General features: G+C 63.9%; 20 protein-coding genes. 18 read left to right on the top strand and 2 right to left on the bottom strand.

What is annotated here, in order from left to right; translation table 11 throughout:
• Positions 1 to 9: 9 nt before the first annotated feature.
• The 5 genes from LB577_RS16905 to LB577_RS16885 all read left to right on the top strand — a co-directional run bounded on the left by LB577_RS16905 (position 10) and on the right by LB577_RS16885 (position 5,485).
• Complete coding sequence (locus tag LB577_RS16905) at positions 10 to 1,167, top strand: fumarylacetoacetate hydrolase family protein (RefSeq protein ID WP_224687555.1); 1,158 nt, start codon at positions 10 to 12, stop codon at positions 1,165 to 1,167.
• 313 nt (positions 1,168 to 1,480) lie between these two features.
• Positions 1,481 to 2,416 (top strand): substrate-binding domain-containing protein, encoded by a 936-nt coding sequence (locus LB577_RS16900; RefSeq protein ID WP_023764569.1) that lies wholly within the window; start codon positions 1,481 to 1,483, stop codon positions 2,414 to 2,416.
• 117 nt (positions 2,417 to 2,533) lie between these two features.
• Positions 2,534 to 3,520 (top strand): ABC transporter permease, encoded by a 987-nt coding sequence (locus tag LB577_RS16895; RefSeq protein WP_224687554.1) that lies wholly within the window; start codon positions 2,534 to 2,536, stop codon positions 3,518 to 3,520.
• Positions 3,521 to 3,523: 3 nt separating this feature from the next.
• On the top strand, positions 3,524 to 4,315 hold the full coding sequence (locus LB577_RS16890; protein WP_013896748.1) for an ATP-binding cassette domain-containing protein: 792 nt from the start codon (positions 3,524 to 3,526) through the stop codon (positions 4,313 to 4,315).
• Between the two features lie 147 nt (positions 4,316 to 4,462).
• Positions 4,463 to 5,485: a LacI family DNA-binding transcriptional regulator gene (locus tag LB577_RS16885; RefSeq protein ID WP_224687553.1), complete on the top strand. Its 1,023-nt coding sequence runs from the start codon at positions 4,463 to 4,465 to the stop codon at positions 5,483 to 5,485.
• 351 nt (positions 5,486 to 5,836) lie between these two features.
• Here LB577_RS16885 and LB577_RS16880 read toward each other — a convergent pair whose 3' ends face one another.
• Positions 5,837 to 6,427, bottom strand: a complete 591-nt coding sequence (locus LB577_RS16880; RefSeq protein WP_224687552.1) for a TetR/AcrR family transcriptional regulator — start codon at positions 6,425 to 6,427, stop codon at positions 5,837 to 5,839.
• A gap of 245 nt (positions 6,428 to 6,672) precedes the next feature.
• Between LB577_RS16880 and LB577_RS16875 the strand changes: the two genes are divergently transcribed.
• From LB577_RS16875 to LB577_RS16830, 10 genes are all read left to right on the top strand, one after another.
• Complete coding sequence (locus LB577_RS16875; protein ID WP_013896751.1) at positions 6,673 to 6,927, top strand: hypothetical protein; 255 nt, start codon at positions 6,673 to 6,675, stop codon at positions 6,925 to 6,927.
• Positions 6,912 to 10,097: an efflux RND transporter permease subunit gene (locus LB577_RS16870; protein ID WP_224687551.1), complete on the top strand. Its 3,186-nt coding sequence runs from the start codon at positions 6,912 to 6,914 to the stop codon at positions 10,095 to 10,097. Before LB577_RS16875 ends, LB577_RS16870 begins: the two co-directional genes overlap by 16 nt.
• A gap of 15 nt (positions 10,098 to 10,112) precedes the next feature.
• On the top strand, positions 10,113 to 11,264 hold the full coding sequence (locus LB577_RS16865) for an efflux RND transporter periplasmic adaptor subunit (RefSeq protein ID WP_023764576.1): 1,152 nt from the start codon (positions 10,113 to 10,115) through the stop codon (positions 11,262 to 11,264).
• A gap of 313 nt (positions 11,265 to 11,577) precedes the next feature.
• The gene (locus tag LB577_RS16860) at positions 11,578 to 12,264 is read left to right on the top strand and encodes a GntR family transcriptional regulator (protein ID WP_023764577.1); all 687 of its coding nucleotides are present in this window, start codon (positions 11,578 to 11,580) and stop codon (positions 12,262 to 12,264) included.
• Positions 12,265 to 12,293: 29 nt separating this feature from the next.
• Positions 12,294 to 13,400 (top strand): mandelate racemase/muconate lactonizing enzyme family protein, encoded by a 1,107-nt coding sequence (locus LB577_RS16855; protein ID WP_023764578.1) that lies wholly within the window; start codon positions 12,294 to 12,296, stop codon positions 13,398 to 13,400.
• Between the two features lies 1 nt (position 13,401).
• Positions 13,402 to 14,586: a mandelate racemase/muconate lactonizing enzyme family protein gene (locus LB577_RS16850; RefSeq protein ID WP_224687550.1), complete on the top strand. Its 1,185-nt coding sequence runs from the start codon at positions 13,402 to 13,404 to the stop codon at positions 14,584 to 14,586.
• A gap of 264 nt (positions 14,587 to 14,850) precedes the next feature.
• Positions 14,851 to 16,515, top strand: a complete 1,665-nt coding sequence (locus LB577_RS16845) for an ABC transporter substrate-binding protein (protein ID WP_224687549.1) — start codon at positions 14,851 to 14,853, stop codon at positions 16,513 to 16,515.
• A gap of 71 nt (positions 16,516 to 16,586) precedes the next feature.
• Positions 16,587 to 17,540, top strand: a complete 954-nt coding sequence (locus tag LB577_RS16840; RefSeq protein ID WP_115143648.1) for an ABC transporter permease — start codon at positions 16,587 to 16,589, stop codon at positions 17,538 to 17,540.
• Positions 17,537 to 18,415 carry an ABC transporter permease gene (locus LB577_RS16835; protein WP_224687548.1) on the top strand — a complete coding sequence of 293 codons (879 nt, stop codon included), beginning with the start codon at positions 17,537 to 17,539 and terminating at the stop codon, positions 18,413 to 18,415. Before LB577_RS16840 ends, LB577_RS16835 begins: the two co-directional genes overlap by 4 nt.
• The gene (locus LB577_RS16830; protein WP_224687547.1) at positions 18,408 to 20,465 is read left to right on the top strand and encodes an ABC transporter ATP-binding protein; all 2,058 of its coding nucleotides are present in this window, start codon (positions 18,408 to 18,410) and stop codon (positions 20,463 to 20,465) included. The genes LB577_RS16835 and LB577_RS16830 overlap by 8 nt, the downstream gene beginning before the upstream one ends.
• A 37-nt stretch (positions 20,466 to 20,502) precedes the next feature.
• On the opposite strand, the gene LB577_RS16825 is transcribed toward LB577_RS16830, so the two are convergent.
• On the bottom strand, positions 20,503 to 21,405 hold the full coding sequence (locus LB577_RS16825; RefSeq protein ID WP_224687546.1) for a LysR family transcriptional regulator: 903 nt from the start codon (positions 21,403 to 21,405) through the stop codon (positions 20,503 to 20,505).
• A 116-nt stretch (positions 21,406 to 21,521) separates the two neighbouring features.
• On the opposite strand from LB577_RS16825, the gene LB577_RS16820 reads away from it, so the two are divergent.
• The 3 genes from LB577_RS16820 (at position 21,522) to LB577_RS16810 (ending at position 24,922) form a co-directional block, all read left to right on the top strand.
• Positions 21,522 to 23,177, top strand: coding sequence for an ABC transporter substrate-binding protein (locus LB577_RS16820; RefSeq protein ID WP_224687545.1), 1,656 nt, complete (start codon positions 21,522 to 21,524; stop codon positions 23,175 to 23,177).
• A 92-nt stretch (positions 23,178 to 23,269) separates the two neighbouring features.
• Positions 23,270 to 24,067, top strand: a complete 798-nt coding sequence (locus LB577_RS16815; RefSeq protein WP_224687544.1) for a DUF427 domain-containing protein — start codon at positions 23,270 to 23,272, stop codon at positions 24,065 to 24,067.
• A gap of 90 nt (positions 24,068 to 24,157) precedes the next feature.
• A complete protein-coding gene (locus LB577_RS16810) occupies positions 24,158 to 24,922 on the top strand; it encodes an SDR family oxidoreductase (protein ID WP_224687543.1) in 765 nt (254 codons plus the stop codon).
• Positions 24,923 to 25,074 lie beyond the last annotated feature (152 nt).

The following is a 25,074-nucleotide window of genomic DNA, read 5'->3' as shown; positions in this document are numbered from 1 at the left end:
CCCAACGCCATGACCAACCTGACACATCTGCCGGCCGAAGGCCTGTTTGTCGGGCGCGCCGGCAGCCGAGATGCCTCGCATCCGATGGTGATCACGGTGCGTGACGGCACCGTCTTCGACATCACGTCGAGCACGGCGCCGACCGTGCGCGATGTCTGCGAAATGGCCGATCCGGCAAAGCACGTGCGCTCGGCCAAGGGCAAGCCGATCGGCTCGCTCGACGACATCGCCGCCAATAGTTTCGAGACCGCGCGCGACCCGGCCAAGCCGTATTTGCTGTCTCCCGCCGACTTGCAGGCGGTGAAGGCGTCGGGCGTGACCTTTGTCGTCAGCCTGCTCGAACGGGTGATCGAGGAACAGGCGCGCGGCTCGGCGGAAAAGGCCGACGCCATCCGCGCCGACATTGCCGGGCTGATCGGCCACGACCTTTCGAAGCTCAAGCCCGGTTCGCCGGAGGCCATGGAGATCAAGGCCAAGCTCATCGCGCGCGGCGCCTGGTCGCAATATCTGGAAGTCGGCATCGGCCCCGATGCCGAAATCTTCACCAAATGCCAGCCGATGGCCTCGGTCGGCTTCGGCGCCGATGTCGGGCTGCACCCCGTATCGACCTGGAACAATCCGGAGCCGGAGATCGCCATGATCGCCGCCTCGAGCGGCAGGATCGTCGGCGCCACCATCGGCAACGACGTCAATCTGCGCGATGTCGAAGGGCGTTCGGCGCTGCTGCTCGGCAAGGCCAAGGACAACAACGCCTCCGCGTCGCTCGGCCCCTTCATCCGCCTGTTCGACGACACGTTCACGATCGCCGACGTGAAGAACGCGGTCGTGCGCCTGAAGGTCGAAGGCGAGGACGGGTTCTCGCTGGAGGGCGCGAGCTCGATGGCCGAGATCAGCCGCTCGCCGGAAGAACTGGTTGCCGCCGCCATGGGCCCGCACCACCAGTATCCGGACGGGCTGGCGCTTTACCTCGGCACCATGTTCGTGCCCTCGAAGGACCGCGGCGAAAAGGGCAAGGGTTTTACCCACAAGGTCGGCGACATCGTCACCATCTCGTCGGAGAAATTCGGCGCGCTGGTCAACCGGGTGCGGCTGTCGCCGGATTGCCCGCACTGGACCTACGGCGCCAGCCATCTGATGCGCGACCTCGCCAAGGCCGGCCTGATCTAGCGGTTTCTTCAAGCGGCCTGGTCCTGAAAGGCAGCTATCGCTTGTGGAGCATGCAGCGCCGATCGCGCCTGGGACAATCCCTCGGCTGAGCCTCGACGCCAATCATCCGGCTGCCCGGGAAAACCGTCCCAACTGATGCAATCTGATGGGACCGCTGATGGCGTCGCGTCAGCCGACAACTACATCTGCAGATGGAGGCTTGCCATCCGTCGAAAAAGGGAATGCTCTGAGGCATCCGAGCGGCGCTGGCAAAAGACGCAATCCGGCTCAGCCGGAACAAGGGACGGATCATCTTCAACCGGGAGGAAATCAAATGCTGACAAGACTGAGACTTGTGCTCTACGGCCTGCTGGTCGCGCTGACGCTCATTCCGGCGGCGGCGCAGGCCAAGACGTTCTACTGGATTTCACATGGCGGTCCGGCCGATCCGGTCTGGACCTACTTCCTGGCCGGCGCCAAACAATGGGCCAAGGACACCGGCAACACCGTCAACACCTCGTTCCACAATGGCGACGTCGCCTCGCAGCAGGAAGCGGTTCGCGCCGCCCTCTCCGCCAAGGCCGACGGCATCGTCACCACCAGCCCCGACCCGGGCAGCCTTGTCGAGATCGTCAAGGAGGCCCGCGCGGCCAATGTCCCGATCATCAACTTCAACACGCCCGATCCCAAGGCCAATTTCAATGCCTATGTCGGCGGCGACAACGTCACCTTCGGCAAGCATTGGGCGCAGTATCTGGTCGACAAGGGCCTGGTGAAGAAGGGCGACTTCGTCTGGATGCCGGTCGAGATTCCCGGCGCCACCTATGGCGTCCAGGAAGAGGAAGGCATCAAGAGCGTCTTCGGACCGCTCGGCATCACCTATGAAGTGACCGAAGCGACGCTCGACCAGGCCGAGGTGATCAACCGCATGGTCGACTACCTCACCGCCCACAAGGGCAAGGTGAAGGCGATCATCGGCCTTGGCGACCTCGTCACCGGATCGATCAAGCGGGTGTTCGACCAGGTCGGGGTCAAGCCCGGTGAAATTCCGGTCGTCGGTTGGGGCAACTCGCTCGACACAACGCAGGAAGTGCTGAACGGCTATGTCAATGCCGGCCAATGGCAGGACCCGCAGGCAACCAGCTATGTCGCGCTCTCGCTCGCCAATATGGCCGCGTCAGGCATTCCTCCGGGCTTCAACGTCATCACCGGCGCGCTCTATGAAAAGGACACCGCCGAGGTCTACGACAAGATCCTGTCTGGTAAATAAGATCCGAGACCGAGACAGTCGCGATCGCACCCGCGGTCGCGACTGTCTATCCATTCGCCGAGCCTGGCTGGACTCCGGTGCAGCGCTCCGCCTTTCCAATCATGTCGCGGGTTATCAGTGGAAAATCATTCGCTCGTCCAACGCCTGATCGCGCGGCCGGAATTCGGCCCCTTCGTGCTCCTGGTCGTCGAAATCGGCGTTTTCTGGAGCTTCAATCACGACTTCCTGTCGCCGCAGAACATTTCCAACACGCTGGCCTTCACGGTAGAGCTCGGCCTGATCGCGCTGGCGATGACATTGCTGATGACGTCGGGTGAATTCGACCTGTCCGTCGGTTCCCTGTTCGGTTTCTCGCCGGTGCTGATGTGGACGCTGTTCAATGCCGGCGTCACCTCGCTGGAGATGGGTTTCGTCGTCGCGCTGCTGGTCGCCGCCTTGATCGGGCTGGTCAATGGCTGGTTCGTGACGCAGCTCAAGATCCCCTCCTTCCTGGTCACGCTCGGCATGCTTCTGGTGGTGCGCGGCAGCGCCCTTTTCATCACCGACGGCTTTCCGCAGCGCACCTGGAGCGCCGAGGGCAGCTGGCTGGCGGAAGCGCTGGTCGGCGACTTCTTCATCGGACCGTTCCGCATCTACATGTCGCTGTTCTGGTTCATCGCCGCTGCGATCGCGCTCGGCTATGTGCTGACGCAGAGCCGAACCGGTAACTGGATCCAGGCGGCGGGCGGCAATCCCAACGCGGCGCGCGCCCGTGGCGTCAATGTCAACCGCGTCAAGATCGGCCTGTTCGTGCTGTCATCGATCATGGCCTCGCTTGCCGGCGTCATCTCCTCGCTGCGCACGTCCGCGGCCAACCCCAACAGCGGCACCGGCTATGAGCTCGAGGTCATCGCCATGGTGGTGATCGGCGGCACGGCACTGACCGGCGGGCGCGGCACCATCATCGGCACCGTGCTCGGCATCTTGATCCTGCGCGTGATGCGCAACGGCATCGTGCTGATCGGCGTGCCCGGCCTGGCCTACAACATCTTCATCGGCGCGATCATCCTTGGCATGATGGCGCTTCATTCATGGTTGGAACGCCGGCACCAGGCAGGGACTTGAACCATGGCCGAGCCACTGATCCGCATGCAGAACATCCGCAAGTCCTATGGCCGCGTGCAGGCGCTCGAGGACGCCAACTTCCATGTCAACGAACGCGAGATCGTCGGCCTGCTCGGCGACAATGGCGCCGGCAAGTCGACGCTGATCAAGGTGCTCTCGGGCGCCGTGCCGCTGACCAGCGGCGACATCTTCATCCGCGGCAAGAAGGTCGCCCTGCGCAGCACCAGCGACGCCATCGCCCACGGCATCGAGACCATCTACCAGGACTCGGCGCTGGTCACGCAGCTGTCGATTGCCCGCAATCTGTTTCTCGGCCGCGAGCCGATCAAGCCACCGCGCTTCCTCAACCGCATGGACCAGGAGGCGATGAACACCGTTGCCCGCGACCTGCTCAAGCAGGTCGGCATTTCCAAGAACATCCCGCCGACGACCCCGATCGGCTCGCTCTCCGGCGGCGAGCGCCAGGCGGTGGCGATCGCGCGCGCCATGCATTTCGACAGCGACCTCATCATCCTCGACGAGCCGACCAACAATCTCGGCGTCGCCGAAACGCAGGGCGTGCTGAGCTTCGTGCGCAGCGCGCGCGATTCCGGCCATTCCTGCATCTTCATCGCGCACAACATCCATCACGTCTTCCAGGTGGTCGACCGCATCGTCGTCATGCGCAGGGGCAAGGTGGTCGCCGACGACATCGACCCGAAGACGACAACCGTGGCGGAAGTCGAACGGATCATCACCGGCATGTCGGACAAGGAAATCCGCGACGCCGTCGCCGACGGCAAGCCGCCGCACTGAGGACGGGCGGAAGCCGTCATGTCGAAGCAGCCGAGCGGACATAGCGGTGATGGGGCGATCACCCGCCACTCAGATCACATCGCCCGTGACATCGCCTGCCACATCACCTGTCTGGCGCGCCATGGCATCGGCGCATAGGTTTGCGGCATGAAGGCCACCGTCTCCGATATCGCCAGGACCTGCGGACTCTCGACGGCAACGGTCGACCGGGTGCTCAACAATCGGCCGGGCGCCAGCGCCGCCAACCGGCAGCGTGTGATGGAGGCAGCCAAGCAGCTTGGCTATTTGCCGGTCGCCGACCAGGTGACGCTTCCCTCCAAGCCCGCAAACCTCGAATTCTTCCTGCCGATCGGCAGGAACGCCTTCATGCAGGATCTGGCAAGATACATCGAAGACTATGCTTCGCGCCTGCCGTTGGTCGCTTCCTGCCGGATCCACAACCTTGCCGGCATATCGCCGAACGCGCTGCAGACAGCCGTCGAGAACCTGTCGCTGCGGGCCAATGGCGTCGGTGTCATCGCCATCGACCATCCGCGAACCCGCAACATCCTGCGCGACATCGTCGACACCGGCATCCGCCTGGTGACGCTGGTGTCCGATATTCCGGCCGCTCCCCGCTCGGCCTATGTCGGCATCGACAACCGCGTGGCGGGACGGACGGCGGCGCTTTTGATGGGACGCTTCCTCGGCGGCCGCGAGGGCCGCCTGGCCATGGTCGTTGGCTCGCGCTCCTATCGCGGCCATGAGGAACGCGAAATGGGCTTCCGTTCCGTGCTCGGCGAGGAGTTTCCCAGCCTGACCATCAGCAGCGCCGTCGAGATCAATGACGAGCCCGATGTCAGCTATGCCGAGACGATGAAGGCGCTGCGCAACGAGCCGGAACTGCTCGGCATCTATTGTGTCGGGGCCGGACGCTCCGGCGTTGCGAAAGCCATCCGGGAAGCCAGGCCAAATCGCAAGCCGGTGTTCATCTGCCACGATCTGACCAAGGAAACACGCGGCTATCTCGTCGATGACCTCGCCGATGTCGTCATCGACCAGAACGCCAGGCTGATCGCCGAACAATCGGTCATTCGCCTGCTTGGCTCGATTGCCTCATCGGCGCCCTATCTCACCCGGAAATTCATCGAACCGCGCCTGATCTTCAGGGAAAACGTGCCGGTTCAATAGGTTAGCGCGCTGGAGCAAGGCTGCTTTGTTCGGATTTGTAGGAGGATTGATGGGTGCTGCGGCAATTCTGCACACCTGCTATGCAACTTTTATGGTTGCCGAATCATTGGGCAACTCGTAGGTTTTGGTTGTCGTCCATCTACTCCTCCCAGATGCGATGCCGACGCTGAGTGGGGTGCACCTCCTCCCGCACCACATTCGAAATCGAGCCCGCTGCCACCTCCTCCCGGCAGCGGGCTTTTTTCGTTCCGCCGGCGGAAATTGCACTGCTGCCCGGCGCCAAAGGGCACCAGGCATCGACTGGATCGCACGATACGATGAATGGCGCGCCATCGATGGCGACCGATCACTTCAGCCGGCGGCGGTGCCCCGGAAGGAAACGATCAGACCTTCGGCCATGCGCACGAACTGCGCGCTCGGACCCTCGGCGCCCATAGTCTGCACGCTGACACGCGCACCCTCGAACAGCAGTGACAGCGTATCGGCGAGCAGTTCGGCCTGACCGATGCCGGCATCCCGGCACAGCGCCACAAGACGTTCGCGCTGGGCTTCCTTGAGTTCCTTGATAACGCGCCGGGCCGGATGGTCGGGCTCGGTCAGCTCGGCCGCGGCATTGGCCATATCGCAGCCGCGACCATCGGCATTGAGCATGGCGGCCGCCTTGCGAACCCAGGCGTGAAGCTGCGCGAGCTTGTCGCCCGGAAATTCGGCCTCGAACGTTTCCCACATCGCGCCGGCCTTGGACGCATTGGCGCGCAGGCATTCGACGATCAGATCGTCCTTGGATTCGAAGTGACGATAGAGCGTCATCTTGTTCGTGCCGGCAGCTTCGGTGATGGCGTCGACGCCGACACCCTTGATGCCGTGCTTGTGGAACATGTCACGCGCCGTCTCCAGGATCCGATCCCGGGGACGAGGGCGCTCCACGACGCCGTCTGTCATCATGATCTCCTTTCGTTTCCTAAAAACCCTCGGCCACCTCTTGACTAGGGTGTTACCGGTCTGTAACTATGCAAATGTTACTTACTGGTAACACCTATGTCGCCCGTCGTCAATAACAAGACCGTGAACTGGTCCTGCCAGATCGAGGGGTGGAAAAACTGCCAATCATGCGGCCTCGGCCGGTGAAGAGATGAAAAAACGGTTCGCGAGCATGGGCTGCGAATCGACAGACAAGGAGCCGGCCAATGCCACAGCGCCGCGATCTTACCATAGATGAGGCCGTCCGGGATCCGATGATCCGGCTGGTCATGAAAGCAGATGGGGTCGATCCCCGCGCCTTCGAGACAATGCTTCGCTCGCTCGCCAATGGGCAGCGTCGCAAGGTGCCGCTGCTGCGTTCGCTGGAAGCGTCCAGCGACGAGCGCGGCCAAAAACTGTCCAGGCTTGCTAGTGCCTTCGGCAGGGCAAGAGCAGCCGGCGAGGCATGTGTGTCGTGGTAAACTTTTTCATCCATCGTCCGATCTTCGCCTCGGCGATCGCCATCATCATGGTGCTCGCCGGGACGATTTGTTATTTCCTGCTGCCGGTCTCGCAGTTCCCCGACATCACACCGCCGCAGGTCGTGGTCAGCGCCCATTATCCGGGCGCCAGCGCGCAGGTTGTCGCCGACACGGTGACGACGCCACTGGAACAGCAGATCAACGGCGTGCAAGGCATGACCTACATGTCGTCGACGAGCTCCAATGACGGCTCCTCGACCATCACCATCACCTTCGATGTCGGCTATTCCTTGAGCACGGCCGCCGTCGACGTCCAGAACCGCGTCTCGCAGGCGGCCTCGTCGCTGCCGGCGATCGTCAACCAGGGCGGCGTGACGATCAAGAAGCAGAACCCGAATTTCGTTCTGATCGTCAACCTCACCTCGCCCGACAGTTCCGTCGATCCGGTGGCGCTCTCGAACCTTGCCTATCTGCAGGTCGTCGATCCGCTGAAGCGGCTGCAAGGCGTCGGCGACGTGCAGATCTTCGGCGAGCGGCGCTATTCGATGCGCGTCTGGCTCGACCCGGACAAGCTCGCCAATCTCGGCATCACCGCCGTCGACGTCCAGAATGCTATCGCCGAACAGAACGTCCAAGTGGCGGCCGGCAAGATCGGCCAGTCGCCGGCCCCGGTCGGCACCGCCTTCGAGATGCAGGTCAACGCCGTCGGCCGCTTGAGCGACCCGAAGGAATTCGGTGACATCGTCGTGCGCGCCAACACCGACACCGGCTCGCTGGTGCGGCTGCGCGACGTTGCCCGCATCGAGCTCGGCGCGCTGCAATATTCATCGTCGGCCTTCTTCGGCAAGGATCCGACCGTGGTGCTCGCCGTCTATCAGATGCCCGGCTCCAACGCGCTCGATCTGCAGCAGCGCGTCAAGGACAAGATGCAGGAGCTGTCGGGCCGTTTCCCCAAGGGCGTTTCTTACGCCATGCACTACGACACGACGCGCTTCGTCTCGGCCTCGATGCATGACGTGCTGATCACGCTCGGCGAAGCCCTGGTGCTGGTCGTCGCCGTGGTGTTCGTCTTCCTGCAGAGCTGGCGCACGACCATCATTCCCACCATCGCCATCCCGGTTTCGCTGGTGGCGACGCTGGTGGTCATGGAGATGCTCGGCTTTTCGCTCAACATGCTCTCGCTGCTCGGCATGGTGCTGGCGATCGGACTTGTCGTCGACGACGCCATCGTGGTGGTCGAGAACGTCGAACGACAGCTCGAGGCTGGGCTGAAACCGCTGGCGGCGACCAAGGCCGCCATGGCCGAAGTCACCGGCCCGATCATCGCCACCACCGCCGTTTTGATGGCGGTGTTCGTGCCGGTCGCCTTCATCCCCGGCGTCTCGGGGCGGCTCTACAACCAGTTCGCGCTGACAGTGGCGATTTCGGTCGGCATCTCCGCCTTCAATTCGCTGACGCTCAGCCCGGCGCTCAGTGCCGCTTTCCTGCGCCATCGTCAGGGCACGCAGTTCGTGCTCTTCCGCTGGTTCAACAGCGGCTTCGACAGGTTGTCGCATGCCTACGCCCATGGCGTGCGCTTCCTCATCCGCCTGCGCTGGATCATGCTCGGCCTGTTCGCAGCCGGACTGGTCGCCACCTACTTCGTCTGGCAGAAACTGCCCTCGACCTTCCTTCCGGTCGAGGACCAGGGCTACTTCTTCGTCGTCATCCAGCTGCCCGACGGCGCCTCGCTGGAACGCACCGACGCGGTGGCGCAGAAGGCGCGCGACATCCTGCAGGCGACGCCCGGCGTCGACATCGTCGGCTCGATCAGCGGCCTGAACTTCCTGACCAGTGCGGCGCAGTCGAACTCGGCGGTCGAGTTCGCCATCCTGAAACCCTGGGAGGAGCGCGGTCCCGACCAGAGCGCCTCCAAGCTCGTCGCCGACGTGCGCGGCAAGCTGATGCAGATTCCGGAGGCCTTCGCGCTGAGCTTCGATCCGCCTTCCATCCCTGGTATCGGCACCACGGGCGGCTTCGAATTCGTCGTCGAGGATCTCACCGGCCGTGGCAGCACGGCTCTCAACGACGCGACGCAAGCCGTGATCGCCGAGGCGCGCAAGCAGCCGGAAATCAATCCGCAGCAGCTGTTCTCGCCGTTCTCGACGTCGACGCCGCAGTTCAACTACGACCTCGACCGCTCCAAGGCGAAGCTGCTCGGCCTCAACCTGCCGGACGTGTTCAACACGCTGCAGATCTATCTCGGCTCGCTCTACGTGAACGACTTCAACCTGTTTGGCCGCACCTTCCGGGTGACCATCCAGGCCGACAAGGATGCGCGCGCGGGTGCCGCCGATATTTCTCGGCTCTATGTGCGCAATGCTTCCGGCGGCATGGTGCCGCTCTCGACGCTGGGCAAGCTGGTGCCGTTCGTCGGACCGGAAACCGTGCCGCATTACAACAACAATGCGTCGGCCTCGATCAACGGCGGTGCCGCACCGGGCTTCTCCTCGGGCCAGGCGGTCGCCGCCATGGAACGGGCCGCCGCAACGGCCCTGCCGAGGGATTTCGGTTTCGAATGGACCGGCATCACCTTCCAGGAACTCAAGGCAGGATCGATCGCATCGGTCGTCTTCGGCCTCGCCATCGTCTTCGTCTTCCTGATCTTGGCGGCGCAGTATGAGAGCTGGGCGATGCCGTTCATGGTGCTGCTGGCAGTGCCGCTGGCCTTGTTCGGCGCCTTCGCGGCGCTCTCGGTGCGTGGCATGCAGATCGACGTCTATTCGCAGATCGGCTTCGTCATGCTGATCGGACTGGCGGCGAAGAATGCCATCCTGATCGTCGAGTTCGCCAGACGGCGGCGCGAGGAGGGCTTGAGCATCGTCGAGGCGGCGATGGAAGCCGCGCGTCTGCGGCTGCGGCCGATCCTGATGACGGCCTTCGCCTTCATCCTCGGCGTGCTGCCGCTGATGTTCGCGACCGGCGCCGGTGCCTCGAGCCGCCAGTCGATCGGCACCACGGTGTTTGGGGGCATGGTCGCCGCGACCATCCTGTCGCTGGTGTTCGTGCCGGTCTTCTACGCGGTCATCGAACAGCTGCGCGAACGCCGCGAAGGCGGCGAGCCGGCCTCACAACATTCCGAACCAACTGCCGAAACCGCCTTCCCTCCCCTGGCGGAAGCGGCCGAATAAGATTGGAGACTGATCATGCGTAAATGGAAAATCGCTTTGGGAACGGCTGTCGCGCTGGGCGCGATCTCGGTGGCGAGCGTTCACCTGCTCGACATGGGCAATTTGAGCCTCAATGCCGGCACGGCCGGAGCGGCGCCAGCCCCGGCTGCGTTCGTCATGCCGGTGCCGGTGGCAAGCGTCGTCAAGAAGACGATCCCGATCTACCTCGACTATGCCGCGCGGATCGAACCGATCCGCAGCATCACGCTGCAGGCGCGTGTGCCTGGCTACCTGCAGGAACAGACGGCGCAAGACGGCGCCGATGTCCGGCAGGGCGACCTTCTCTACAAGATCTCGCCCGACGACTTCCAGGCCGCTCTCGACCAGGCGCAAGCCCAGGTCCAGCGCGACACGGCGACGCTCGACTATGCACGGTCCAATCTCGGACGTGGTAGCGAACTTGCCAAGAGTGGCTATCTGGCCAAGGACAGCTTCGACCAGCGCACCAGCACCTTGCGCGAGGCACAAGCGTCGCTGGCGCTCAATCAGGCGGCGGTGCGCACGGCGCAACTCAACCTCAGCTACTCGCAAATCCACGCGCCGTTCAACGGGCGCCTGGGCCGCAACCAGGCCTCGGTCGGGACGCTGGTCAGCGTCGCCGGCACGGTGCTCAATACGCTGGTGCAGCTCGACCCGATCTACGTCACCTTCAATCCGAGCGAGACGGACCTGACCGAGATCGAACAGGCCCGCGCGGCCGGCCCGATCGAAGTCGAGGTGCTGCTTCCGGGCGAGACCGAGACCAGCCAGAAGGGCGAACTCACCTTCATCGACAACACGGTCGACCACTCGACCGGCACCATCACCGCGCGCGCCACGATCGGCAACGCCAAGTTCACGCTCAAGCCTGGCCAATATGTCCGCGTGCGACTGCATATCAAGCAGCAGCCCGACGCGCTGATGGTGCCGCAGACGGCGCTGGGTTCGAGCCAGCTCGGCAAATATCTCTACGTCGTCGGCAAGGGCAACACGGTCGACCAGCGGCTGGTCTCGCTCGGGCCGACCAGCGGCGACCTGGTGGCCATCCTGAGCGGCGTCTCCGAAGGCGACCAGGTGATAACAGGCAATCTGCAGAAGATCGGACCTGGAATGCCGATCTCGCCACTGCCACAGAAACCGGCTACCTGACACCCCCGCAGGCCCGGTTTCCGCGCGGCGCCCTCGACCTTTTCTCAGGTCGCGGGCGCCGTTTTCACGAGCAGGCCGACAAGAGCGGCCACGTCGGCGCGATCGGCCTTGGCCGAGGGCATGAAAGCGCAATAGGGGTGACCGAGGCGCGCCGAGACCGGCGACAGTGCGATCAGGCGGCCTGCGTCCAGATCGGCCTGCGCCCCGCATCACGGACCGGTTGCCTGGCGAAAATGAAAAATCCGAAAATGGCGTCTTGTTAGATTGTCGACAATCTGATTGTCTTGCCTTCTGTTCTCGCTGGAGGGGCCGGATGGGGAAGACGGATTTCAGTCCGATTGCCGACACGACGCGCCGCGCCGAAATCGTGGCGCTGCTCAGGCGCGCGATCCTGACCGGCCAGTTGGAGCCCGGCCAGAAGCTCAACGAGCTCAGGATCTCCGAACAGATGCGGGTCAGCCGCGCGCCATTGCGCGAGGCGATGCGCGAGTTGGTGCAGGAAGGCATCCTGACCAGCATTCCCTATGCCGGCACCTTCGTCATCGACGTCACCGCCAAGGACATCGACGACGCCTATTCACTCAACAAGGTGCTGGACGAGTTCGCGATCGAACAGACATGGCCACAGCGCGACCAGCGTTTCTTCGACGAGCTCGACCGCCGCCATGAAGCGGTGAAGCAGGCGACACGCGACCTAGACACCACAAGGCAGATCGAAACGGCGCTGCAACTGCATGGCCTGATCTACGAGTGGGCCGACAATTCGGTGCTGCTGGAAACCTGGCAGCGGCTGATCAGCCGGTTGCAGATGTATTTCGCGCTGCACCAGCAGGCCCGCAAGGAGCCGGTGCCGGCCGAAGACGTCCATGAGACCTACGTGCAACTGATGAAGGGCACCGACATGCGCGCTGCCCAGCGTCATGCCCGCGAACATATCGACCTCGACTTCGAAGAGCTGCTCTCCTACGCGCGCGGCCTCGAAAAGCGCCCGGGCGCCTGATCCAGACATTCCAGCCAGCGGACAGATACGTGCAGATCCAAACCGTCAAAGCCTATCACGTCATACAGCCCTTCGTGGACGGGCCCTACCGCATGTCCAAGGGGCGTGAGGCCGACGCCTTCGACGCGGTGATTGTCGCCATCACCGCCGACAACGGCTTGACCGGCTGGGGCGAGATGGCGCCGCTCGGCAATTTTTACTCGCCCGCGTTTCCGATGGGAGCGCGCGCGGGCGTGCCTGAAATCGCGCCGCACCTCATCGGCCACGACCCGCGTGGGCTGGCCAGCATCGGCCGGCTGATGGACACGGTGTTCAAGGGCCATCCCTACATCAAGTCGGCGCTCGACATGGCCTGCTGGGATCTCGCCGGGCGCGCCGCCGACGTGCCGTTGGTCACGCTGCTGGGCGGCAAGGAGAGCGACACGGCGGAACTCTACAAAGTCGTCACCCATGGCAGCGTCGACGCCATGGCGGCACTGGCCAAGCGGATCGTCAAGGGTGGCTTCCACCGGCTGCAGGTCAAGGTCGGCGGCAATGTCCATGACGACATCGAGCGCGTCACCGCGGTCGCCGCCTCGGTGCCGAAAGGCACGGTCATCTTCTGTGACGCCAATGCCGGCTGGACGCCCTACCAGGCGCGCCAGTTCGCCGATGCCACGCGCGCCATCGACTATACGTTCGAGCAGCCCTGCACGACGATCGACGAGAACATGTCGGTGCGCCGCATGCTCGACAAGCCGATGGTGCTCGACGAATCCGTCACCTCGCTCGAGGAAATGCTGGAGATCCATCACCGGGGCGCGGCCGATGGGCTGACGCTGAAGATCTCGCGGCTCGGCGGCGTGACGAAGACGCGCCTGATCCGCGACGTTGCCGTCGACCTCGGCTTCATGATCACGGTCGAGGACACCGGCGGCGCCGAGATCGACACCGCCGCCATGGCGCATCTGTCGCTATCGACACCGGAAGAGCGCCGGCTGCACGCTATCGCCTTCCATGAGTGGGTGACGGTACGCACGGCTTCGAACATGCCGCCGGTCACGGGCAGCCGCATGGGCATCCCGGACGGACCGGGCCTCGGCATCGATGTCGTGCCCGACCTGCTTGGCGCACCGTTCTTCGAAGTCGGCCGCTGAAATGAAGATCCGCGGCATCAGGGCCACGCCGATCAATCTGCGCCTCGAAGCCCCCTACGGCTGGGTATTCGGCGAGCTCGACGGGTTTTCACAGACCATCGTCGAGGTCGAAACCGAGGACGGGCTGATCGGCCTCGGCGAGGCGCCGACGCCGGCGGCCGCCGCGATCATCAATGATGTCCTGGCCCAACGCCTGGTCGGCCGCGACGCCTTCGACATCGCCGGCGCCGAGCATGTCTGCCTTCCCTTCTGGACCGGCGTGCAGTCGATCAACGACCGCACCCGCATCATGGCGTTCGGCGCCATCGAGATGGCGTTCTGGGATCTGCGCGGCAAGGCGTGGAACCAGCCGCTGTACCAGTTGCTTGGCGGCGCCGTGCGCAAGGATATCCCGTTCACCGACTATTTTTCGCTGCGCGGCGACGGGCCGGAGGTGAAAGGCGAAACGACGCCGGAGGAAGTCGCCGACTATTGCGTCGAGTTGCACGAGACCTATGGAACGACCTTCTTCGAAGGCAAATTCTCGACGCAAGACCCAAAGGTCTCGCTGAGAATGGTCGATCTGATCCGCAGGAAGCTTGGCGACGACGCGATGATCCGCATCGATTCCAACCAGGCCTATTCGCTCAGCACCGCGCGGCGCCTGGCGCGGCCGCTGGAGGATCTCGGCGTGCGCAACTGGGAAGATCCGGTGGCCACGATCGAGGAGATGCGGGAGCTGCGGCGCCATTGCTCGATCCCGTTCTCGACCCACAACATCGACATCGCGCGCGCCATGGACCTCAGGGTGCCTGACGCCTTCGTCGGCAACCCGACCGCGCATGGCGGCATCGGCCGCATGTTGCGCTTCGTCGGCGCCTGCGAGCACGCCGGCATCGATTTCTGGTGCTACAGCGGCGACAGCGGCATCGGCAGCGCCGCCTACCTGCATCTGTGCGCCGCACTCGGCTGGATCCGGGAGCCGAACCAGTCGCTGTTTCGCATGCAGCCGACCGATATCACCGAGGAAGGGCCGTTTTCGCCGAGGAACAATGTCGTGCGCGTGCCGGAAGGCCCCGGTCTCGGCGTCACCTTGTCGCGGGAAGCCCTCGCGGCCTGCCATCGCGATTTCACCGAGAACGGCCCCTGCAACAAATATCACGACCCGGCTGCGCCCGGGACATACCGCCGTTTGCCGCTGAACTAGGAGAATGAGGACGAAAAGGAGGCGTGTTCAAGAACAACGGTTCGTCGCCGCGATCGTGTCGCGACGGCAAGACCGGACGGGTGGAAGCATTGCCTCAAGAAAATCTGACCCCTCCGCCGCGAGGATCGGATGGACCGGGGAAAACCGCGTGCTACAGTTCCGTCGACCGACATCATTGACGACCTGGACAGGAGAACTCCACGGAATTTCGTCAACTGGAAATGCATTCTTCGGCCATAAGAAACAGGGGAAAGGGTTAAACCCATGAGCAAGAACTACCGCATTCTCGACCTGATCCGGCGCAACCGCTCGCCGCTTGAAAATCACCTGATCGACGGTCTTGTCGACGGCCGCGTCAGCCGCCGCGACTTCATCCGCCATGGCAGCCTGCTCGGCCTGTCGCTGCCGCTTCTGGGCGGCATCACCACGGCCGCCGGCCTCAGTGGCATGCCGTCGCTCGCCCGCGCCCAGGGCGCTCCCGGCGCCACCATCCGCGTCGCCAGCAGCGTGCCGGCAGCGGCCATCGACCCGGTCACCATCGCCGACGCCGGCGGCCTGCTGATCATGCAGCAGGTTGCCGAATTCCTCTGCGTGGACGGCCCCGACCTCGTGCTCAAGCCGGCACTGGCCGAAAGCTGGAAGCCGAACGACAACGGCTCGGTGTGGACGTTCAAGCTGCGCAAGGGCGTAAAATTCCACTCAGGCGGCGAGATGAAGGCCGAGGACGTGGTGGCGAGCATCGACCGCCTCGCCGATCCGGCCAATTCGTCCAACGCGCTGTCGGTGTTCACCGGCATCCTGTCGAAGGGCGCCAGCAAGAAGGTCGACGACTATACGGTGGAATTCCACCTCGACGCGCCGAACGGCAACTTCCCCTACATGCTGTCGTCCGACAATTACAACGCCGTCATCATTCCGGCTGACTACAAGGGCGACTACGAGAAGAGCTTCGACGGCACCGGCCCGTTCAAGGTCGAGAAATACACGCCGAAGGTCGGCGCGTCCTTTGTCCGCAACGACAATTACTGGGGCGAGAAGGCGCTGCCGGAGCGCACCGAATTCACCTTCTTCACCGATGTGCAGCCGATGATCCTGGCGCTGCAAGGCGGCCAGGTCGACATCATCAACCAGATGCCGGTGCTCGCCGGCGTCGCCCTGCTCAACGATCCGAGCGTCGACATCATCAGCCTGAAGTCTTCGGCTCATCAGCAACTGCATCTGCGCTGCGACGACGGCCCGCTGAAGGATGCCCGCGTGCGCCGCGCCATTGCGCTCAGCATGGACCGCGACAAGCTGGTCGCGGGTCTGATGAAGGGTCGCGCCGTGGCTGGCAATGACAGCCCGTTCGCATCGGTCTATCCGTCAACCGATACGAGCGTGCCGCAGCGCAAGCAGGACATCGCGCAGGCCAAGCAGCTGATGGAAGCCGCCGGTGCCGGCAAGGGCTTCAAGATCACGCTGACCACCGAGCGCTATCTCGAAATCCCCGAATATGCCCAGCTCATCCAAAACTGGGTCAAGGAGATCGGCATCGAGCTCGAGCTCAACATCCTCGACCAGAGCGGCTATTATGGCGACGCGGTGTTCGGCAAATCGAACTGGCTGGATTCGGTCATGGGCATCACCGATTACGGTCATCGCGGCGTGCCCAATGTCTATCTCGCCGCACCGCTGAAGAGCGACGGCACCTGGAACGCGGCGCACTTCAAGAACAAGGACTACGACGCGCTGGCGACCAGCTATATCGCCGCGCTCGATGTCGAGGCGCAGAAGGCCGATGCCGGCAAGATCCAGAAGCTGCTGCTCGAGGAAACGCCGGTCATCTTCGGCTATTTCTACGACTACCTGACGGCGACGGCGAAGGGTGTGGCCGGCGTGCAGCCGACCGCCATGTCGCAGCTGTTCCTCGACAAGGCATCGAAGGCCTGATCGGCAAGGGAAAGCCAATCCTCTGACAGCCAGCTCCTGCAAGGGGGCTGGCTCCACAAGGAGTCATAGCCATTCTCTCCTTCTTTGCCCGGCGTGTCTCGCTGTCGCTGGTGACGCTGTTCCTGCTCAGCATCATGGTGTTCCTGGGTGGCCAGGTTCTGCCCGGCAATGTCGGGCGCGCGATATTGGGGCCGTTCGCCGACCAGCGCGCGGTCGACGCGCTCAATCATACGCTTGGCGTCGATCGCCCGCTGCTCACCCAATATGCGACCTGGATCTGGAACTTTATCCGGGGCGACATGGGCACGTCCTACATCTTCCGCTCGCCGGTGGCGCCGTTCGTCATCGATGCGCTGGGCAATTCGATGAAGCTGGCGGCGGTCGCCTTCGTGCTGGTGGTGCCGATCGGCATTCTCGGCGGCGTCATTGCAGCGCTCAACCTCAACCGGCCGCTCGACCGGATCATCAGCCTTGGCGGCCTCTCGGTGACGGTGCTGCCGGAGTTCGTCACCGGCATCATCCTGATCCTGATCTTCGGCGTCTGGCTGCGCTGGCTGCCGATCTCGGCCGCATGGCCGAAGGATGCCGGCTTCTTCACCCAGCTCTACTACCTGATCCTGCCATCATTGCCGCTGTTCCTGGTGCTGTTCGGTTATATCGCCCGCATGGCGCGCTCCGGCATGATCGAGGCGCTCGATTCCGACTATACGCGAACGGCGGTGCTCAAGGGCCTGCCCTGGCGCACGGTGATCTGGCGCCATGTGCTGCGCAATGCGCTGCTGCCGACCATCACCGTCATTGCAACGCAGACCGGCTATCTCATCGGCGGGCTGGTGGTGATCGAGACGCTGTTTCGCTACCAGGGCATCGGCTCGCTGATCTTCACCGCCGCGCGCGGCAAGGATTTCCCGATGCTGGAATCCGGCATCCTCACCATCGGCATCGTCTATGCGGTGGCCACATTGATAGCCGACTTCCTCTATTCCGTGCTCAATCCACGCATCCGGCTGGGATCAGATCAATGAGCGTCGTCCAGACCACCTCCCCCGCACAGGACGATACGCGCCGGCGCGGCCCGGTGGCGGAAGTCTTTTTCTCCCTGCTGCGCTCGCGGACGTTCCTCGTCGGTTTCGCCATCGTCACGTTCTGGGTCGCCTGCGCGCTGTTTGGCGAACATTTCGCACCCTACGATCCGCTTGCCGACGACATCATCAACGCGCTGGCGCCGCCTTCGCGCGAACATTGGTTCGGCACCGACCAGATCGGCCGCGATGTCTTTTCGCGCGTCATCGTCGGCTCGCGCGACATCCTGACCGTCGCCCCGCTGGCCACCTTGCTGGCGACGATCGCCGGCACCGCGCTCGGTCTGCTCACCGGCTATTTCCGTGGGCTCGTAGACGATGTCGTCAGCCGCATCCTCGAAGCCTTCATGGCTATTCCCGTGGTCATCGTGGCGCTGCTCGCCATCGTGGCGCTCGGCACCTCCAAGACCACGGTCATCGTCGTCATTGGCCTCAGCTTCGCGCCGATCATTGCCCGCACCGTGCGCTCGGCGGTGCTGGCGGAGCGCGAACTCGACTATGTCGCCGCAGCCCAGCTCAGGCATGAGAGCGCGCTGCATACGATGTTCGTCGAGATCCTGCCCAACGTCATCCCGCCGATCCTGGTCGAGACCACCGTGCGGCTGGGCTATGCCATTTTCGCGGTCGCGACACTCTCCTTCATGGGTTTCGGCATCCAGCCGCCGTCACCCGACTGGGGGCTCTCGATCTCCAGCAATTACGGCATGATCGGCGGCGGCTTCTGGTGGACGGTGCTGTTCGATGCACTGGCCATCGCCTCGCTGGTGATCGGCGTCAACCTGGCCGCCGACGGCGTTCATGGAGCCTTCAATGACTGACCCCGCCAAGGTCCAATACACAAAGGCGGAGAACGCCCTCGAACTGTGCGACCTGTCGGTCGCCTACCGGGTCGCCGGCCGCAACCGCGCGGTGCTGCGCAATCTCAGCCTCAACATCGGCCAGGGCGAGGCCTATGGGCTGGTCGGCGAATCCGGCTGCGGCAAATCCACCGTGGCGCTCACCGTCGTGCGCTATTTGCCAAGGAATGGTTCGATCACCGGCGGTGCGATCTCGCTCGACGGCCAGGATGTGATGAAGCTCGACGGCGAAGCCCTGCGGCGCGCTCGCGCCGAAAGCGTCTCGATGGTCTATCAGGACCCCGGCAAGGCGCTGAACCCGTCGATCCGCATCGGCCGCCAGCTGACCGAGATCTTCGAGCTTGGCGGCATCACCGGCCAGGCAGCCGCCGATCGCGCCGTCGCCATGCTGAACCGGGTGCGCATCTCCGATCCGACGAGCGTCATGCAGCGCTACCCGCATCAGCTGTCCGGCGGCATGCAGCAGCGCGTGGCGATCGCCATGGCGCTGGCCAACGACCCCTCGATGCTGATCCTCGATGAGCCGACCACCGGCCTCGATGCGACGGTCGAGGCCGAGGTGCTCGACCTGATCGCGCAACTCCGGCAGGAACTGTCGGCGTCGATCCTGTTCATCAGCCACAACCTCGCCGTCGTCTCCAACATGTGCGACCGTGTCGGCGTTCTCTATGCCGGCATGCTGGTGGAGGAAGGACCGACCGATGTTGTGTTCAACGATCCACGCCACCCCTATACGGTGGCGCTCTTGCGCTGCCTGCCGCGCGGCGGCCAACGCAAGGACCAGGGCCGGCTCGACACCATTCCAGGCTTCCTGCCGGGCATTGGCGCCGACATCAAGGGCTGTGCCTTCGCCGACCGCTGCGCGCTCGCCGACGACCGCTGCCGCACCGAATTGCCGCCGCTCTATGATCTGAGCGACGAACGAGGCAAGCGCCTGTCGCGTTGCTTCCATCACGTCAAGGCACAATCCCTGCCGCGCGCCACGCCGAGCGATGTGGCGCCGGTGCCGAAACCGGCGGCAGCACCGGTGCTGCGCGTCACGGGGCTGAACAAGACCTATGCCAGCCATGGCCATGCCTTGCGCGCCGTCAAGGATGTCTCGCTCGATCTGCGGCCCGGCGAAACGCTCGGGCTGGTCGGCGAATCCGGCAGCGGCAAGACCACCTTCGCCCGGCTGCTGCTTGGCCTTGTGCCACCCGACGACGGCGGCACCATCGAGCTCGAGGGCAAGGTGCTGTCGCCACGGCTGGAGAACCGCGGCGACGACCAGGTCAAGGCGATGCAGATCGTCTTCCAGAATCCGGATTCGGCACTCAACCGCTCGCATTCGATCCGCCACCTGATCGGCCGGGCGCTGAAGCGGCTGGCTGGCCTCTCCGGCAAGGCGCTGGAGGCCCGTCTCAACGACCTCATCCGTTCGGTGCGGCTGACCGAGCGGCATCTGGCGGTCAAGCCGCGCCAGCTTTCGGGCGGCCTGAAGCAGCGCGTCGCCATCGCGCGCGCCTTCGCCGGCGATCCACGCATCGTGGTGTGCGACGAGCCGACCTCGGCGCTCGACGTCTCGGTGCAGGCGGCCATCCTCAACCTGCTCGCCGACCTGCAATCGAAGGAAGACGTCAGCTACATCTTCATCTCGCACGACCTTGGCGTGGTGCGTTACCTCTCCGACAAGATCGCCGTCCTTTATCTCGGCCGCATCATGGAGCTCGGGCCATCGGAAGAAGTGTTCTCCGGGCCGCATCATCCCTATACCGAGGCGCTGCTGTCGGCGGTTCCAAAACTGGACCAGACGGAGACGGCTCGCATTCGCCTCGACGGCGAAATCCCCAGCGCCACCAATCCGCCTTCGGGCTGCGTCTTCCACACGCGCTGTCCGCGCAAGATCGGCCCGATCTGCGAGGAGCAGGAGCCGCCGCTCGCCGAAGCACAGCCCGGGCATTCCATCCGATGCCACATTCCCTATGCGGAGCTGGCGAGGCTGCAGAAGGCGCCGGTGGCCGAACCGGCATAGCAAGGCGTCACGTGGGGGATCGCATTTGCCTGGCCGGTTACGTCCGGCCGGTCATGCTGAAGGAGCGGTCGCCTTCCGAGAAACCCTGATCGCTGGTCCAGTCCTTGGCCAATGAGCGCAGCCCGGTCAACGCGACATCCAGGACATCCGAGGAGACCGGGTTGGAGGGATAGGCGAGGTAGATCGGCCGCTGGAACACCGGCGTGTTGTCGATGCGCCGCATCTCGCCGCGTTCGATATGGCCGCTGACGGCACTGAGCGGCAGATAGGCCGCGGCCTGCCGCGACAGCACATGCTGCAGCCCGATGAAGACCAGCCCGGCCGAAATGGCGGGCTTGATCATGCCTGCGAAGGCGCGGTCGTGCTCGATGCGGAATTCCAAGCCCCAGTCCATCAGGATGTAGTTTTCGGTCCACGGCTTCGTCTGCGCGGCATGCTGGACCAGCACCACCTGATCGACGGCAAGCGTCTCGTAGACGATACCGGGATGCGGCCGGGGCAGATAAAGAATGCAGATGTCGAGCAGGCCTTCCGCCAGCTGGTCGATCGCCAGATCCGGAAAACTGCCCTCGAGCCGCAGCGCCACATTGGGCTGCCTGGCGCGCATCCACTCGACCCATGGCGAGGTGATCAAATCCCACAAATAGGCGGGGGCGGTCAGCCGCAGCAATGTCTCGTAACCATCGGGAACGGCGATGTCCTGCCTCGATTGCTCCCAGGTGCGGGTGATGGAGGAGGCATGCGGCAGGAACTGCCGGCCGGCCGGCGTCAGCGTGACACCATCGCGATCACGCACGAAAAGCCGCCGCCCCAACTGCTCCTCCAGCCCCCTGATCCGCGCGCTGACGGTCGACTGGGCGAGGTTCAGCCGATTGGCAGCGACGGTGAAGCTGCCATGTTCGGCAACCTCCAGGAAACTGCGCAGGTTTTCGGTATCCATGGCTTTGCTCCTGCATCGAAAATTTCGATGGACCCCATCAAAAAATATCGCTTTCCGGCTGCGGTCAACAATGACCTAAATGGCCGATCCCCCAAGGGCAAGCGAGGAATGCAGCCATGCCGAAGCATTTCATGACGATCGACGCCGCTCGCAAAAACCTGACAGCAATCGAAAATTCCGCTGTTGACGAATTGCTGGCGGGCAGGCTCGACCGACGCGATTTCCTGCGCCATGGCAGCGTTCTCGGCCTTTCCCTGCCGTTCCTGGGCAGCCTTGTCGCCGCTGTCGGCCTCGGCACGCAGAAAGCCCGCGCCGAGGGCAAGCCGGGCGGCACGGTGCGCGCCGGCGTCGCCACGCCCGGCGGCGCCATCGATCCCGTCACCTACTATGACAGCGGCAGCTACCAACTGGTTTTCCAGACCGCCGAATTTCTCTGCATCACGCAGCCGGATCTCACCCTGAAGCCGGTGCTGGCGGAAAGCTGGTCGCCGAACGAAGACGGCAGCGTGTGGACCTTCAAATTGCGCAAGGGCGTGAAATTTCACAATGGCGAGGACTTCAAGGCCGACGACGTCGTGGCGACCTTCGACCGGCTGGCCGATCCCAATGGTGCCTCGAACGCGCTTTCGGTTTTCAAGGGCCTGCTGTCGAAGGGCGGCATGCAGAAGGTCGACGACCACACCGTCGCTTTCCATCTCGACGCACCGAACGGCAGCTTTCCCTATTCGGTGTCGATCGACAATTACAACGCCGTCATCTTGCCGGCGAGCTACAAGGGCGACTACGAAAAGACCTTTGAAGGCACCGGACCGTTCCGGCTGGAGACCTACACGCCGAAGGTCGGCGCGACCTTCGTGCGCAACCCCGACTATTGGGGCGAGAAGGCGCTGCCCGACCGGCTCGAGTTCAAATTCTACGGCGACGTGCAGCCGCGCATCCTGGCGCTTCAGGCCGGCGAGGTCGACATCCTCGACGCAGTGCCGCTCGATGTCAGCCAGGTCGTGCTGAACAGTCCCGACATCACCGTGCTGCGTGTCGCCTCGACCGCGCATCGCCAGCTCCACATGCGCTGCGACACCGGCCCGTTCACCGACAAGCGCGTGCGCCAGGCGCTGGCGCTCAGCATCGACCGTTCCAAGCTGGTCGACGGCCTGTGCCGCGGCATGGCGGCGACCGGCAATGACAGCCCGTTCGCGCCGGCCTTCCCCGCGACAGACAAATCTGTGCAGCAGCGTGTCCAGGACATCGCCAAGGCCAAGCAACTGCTCGAGGCAGCGGGTCTCGCTGGCGGTTTCGACATCACGCTGACGACGCTGCGCTATTCCGACATTCCGGGCTACGCGCAGCTGTTCCAGAACTTCGCCAAGGAGATCGGCGCCCGCATCGCGCTCAACATCGAGGACCAGGACAAATATTACGGCAAGGCAGTGTTCGGCCAGTCGGACTGGCTGGACAGCCCGCTTGGGATCACCGACTACGCGCATCGCAGCGTGCCGAATGTGTTCCTGAAGAGCCCGCTGGTCAGCGACGGCCCGTGGAACGCGGCGCATTTCAAGAGCCCGGCCTATGACGGCATGGTCACCAGTTACCTGAAGGCGCTGGACATCGGCGCACAGCGCGCGGCGGCTTCCGACATCCAGAAGCTGCTGCTCGACGAGACGCCGGTCATCTTCAGCTACTTCCCCGACCTGCTGGTGCCGGTGCGCAAGAATGTCAGCGGCCTGCCGCCGATCGCCGCTGGGCTGCTGCTCGATCGAGTATCCATAGGCTGACGCCCGTGTCCAACCGCGCGGCCGCCAAGACAAGAAAACGGGAGACTACCATTCGCAAGCCTCATTTGCGCGGTCGCGGACCGCATTTCCCCTTGCTCGACACCATCGTGCAGTATGAGTTCGAGCCGGGCTACGTCGCCTTCACCATGCCGATGCAGAAGCGGCTGCGCGTGCAGGTCGGATCGATGATCGTCGCCGACACGACCAAGGCGCTGGTGCTCTACGAGAGCGACCATTTGCCGGTCTACTACTTCCCGCTGAGCGACGTGCGCGAGGAGTTCCTGCTGCCCAGCACGACGACGACCGAGAGTCCGTTCAAGGGTGTCGCCACGCATTATTCGCTCAACACCGGCATCACGCTGGTCGAGGATGCCGCCTGGCGTTACCTCGACCCGGTCAAGGGATCGCCGCTGCTCTCGGATTACATGTCCTTCTACTGGCCCAAGATGACGCATTGGTATGAAGAGGACGAAGAAATCTTCGTGCACGCCCGCGATCCGTTCCGCCGCGTCGACTGCCTGCCCTCCTCGCGGCGGGTGCAGGTCATCCTCGACGGCGAACAGGTCGCCGATTCACGCCGTGGCGTGTTCCTGTTCGAGACCGGCCATCCGGTGCGCCACTACCTGCCGATCTCCGACACGCGGCTCGATATTTTCGCGCCCAGCCGCTACATCTCACGCTGCCCCTACAAGGGCCTCTCCAACTACTATCACGTGACGACCGGCAAGAAGCGGCACGAGAACATGGTCTGGTATTATCCGGAGCCGGTGCACGAGGCCGAGCGCATCAAGGGGCTGGTCTGCTTCCACCACGAACTGGTCGACAAGATCCTGGTCGACGGCGTCGAAATCTCGAAGGAGGCCACGGCTGCTTCGGACGGATATTTCTGAGCCTTGCGAACTGGCAATCCGCTTGGGCCCACAGGACGCTTGATCGAAGCATGGTACAACGCATACCTTCCCTGAGCAGGGAGGGGTATGATGGATCTTTTCAAACTGGACGGCGATGTCGCACTGGTTACTGGCGCGGGCAGCGGCATAGGCCAGGCAATCGCGATCGGACTGGCCGAGGCTGGCGCCGACGTCGCCTGTTTCGGCCATGCGTCGAAGGGCGGGCTGGACGAAACAGCGCAGCGGATCACCGCACTTGGCCGCAAGGCGCTGGTATTGACCGGCACGGTGACATCGGAGAGCGATCTCGCAGCGGCGATCGATCGTGTCGAGGCCGAACTCGGTGCGCTGACCGTCGCGGTCAACAATGCCGGCATTGCCGGTTCCGAACCTGCCGAAACACTGTCGCTGGAGACGTGGCGGAAGGTGCACGAGGTCAATGTCGCCGGCGTGTTCCTGTCCTGTCAGGCCGAGGCGCGCAAGATGCTGACGCGGCGCAAGGGCTCGATCATCAACATCGCCTCGATGTCGGGCACCATCATCAATCGCGGGCTGACGCAGGCGCACTACAATTCCTCGAAAGCCGCCGTCATCCACATGTCGAAGAGCCTCGCAATGGAGTGGGCTGATCGCGGCCTGCGCGTCAATGCCGTCAGCCCGGGCTACACGCTGACGCCCATGAACAAGCGGCCGGAGGTCGCTGAAGAGATCAAGATCTTCAAGCGGGACACGCCCATGGGTCGAATGGCGACACCAGAGGAAATGGTCGGGCCGACAGTGTTCCTGGCCAGTCGCGCCTCGAGCTTCGTCACCGGCCTCGACCTGATCGTCGATGGCGGCTACGTCTGCTGGTAGGAATGCCCGGCGGTCAGGTGCCGGTCTTCACCTGCAGTCTGAATTTATGCATCTCGCGAAGCCTTAGTCGTTGCGCGCGATGAACGTTGGTATATATAATTTCATCCTATGAAACGGCCGTGGCGAGAAGGGGCTTGCCGCACCGACAGCCG

The sequence above is a fragment of the Mesorhizobium sp. B283B1A genome, assembly GCF_020165735.1.
GTDB lineage: Bacteria > Pseudomonadota > Alphaproteobacteria > Rhizobiales > Rhizobiaceae > Mesorhizobium > Mesorhizobium opportunistum.
The sequence above is the reverse complement of the archived record's forward strand: the minus strand, read 5'-3'. Positions and strand labels throughout refer to the sequence as shown.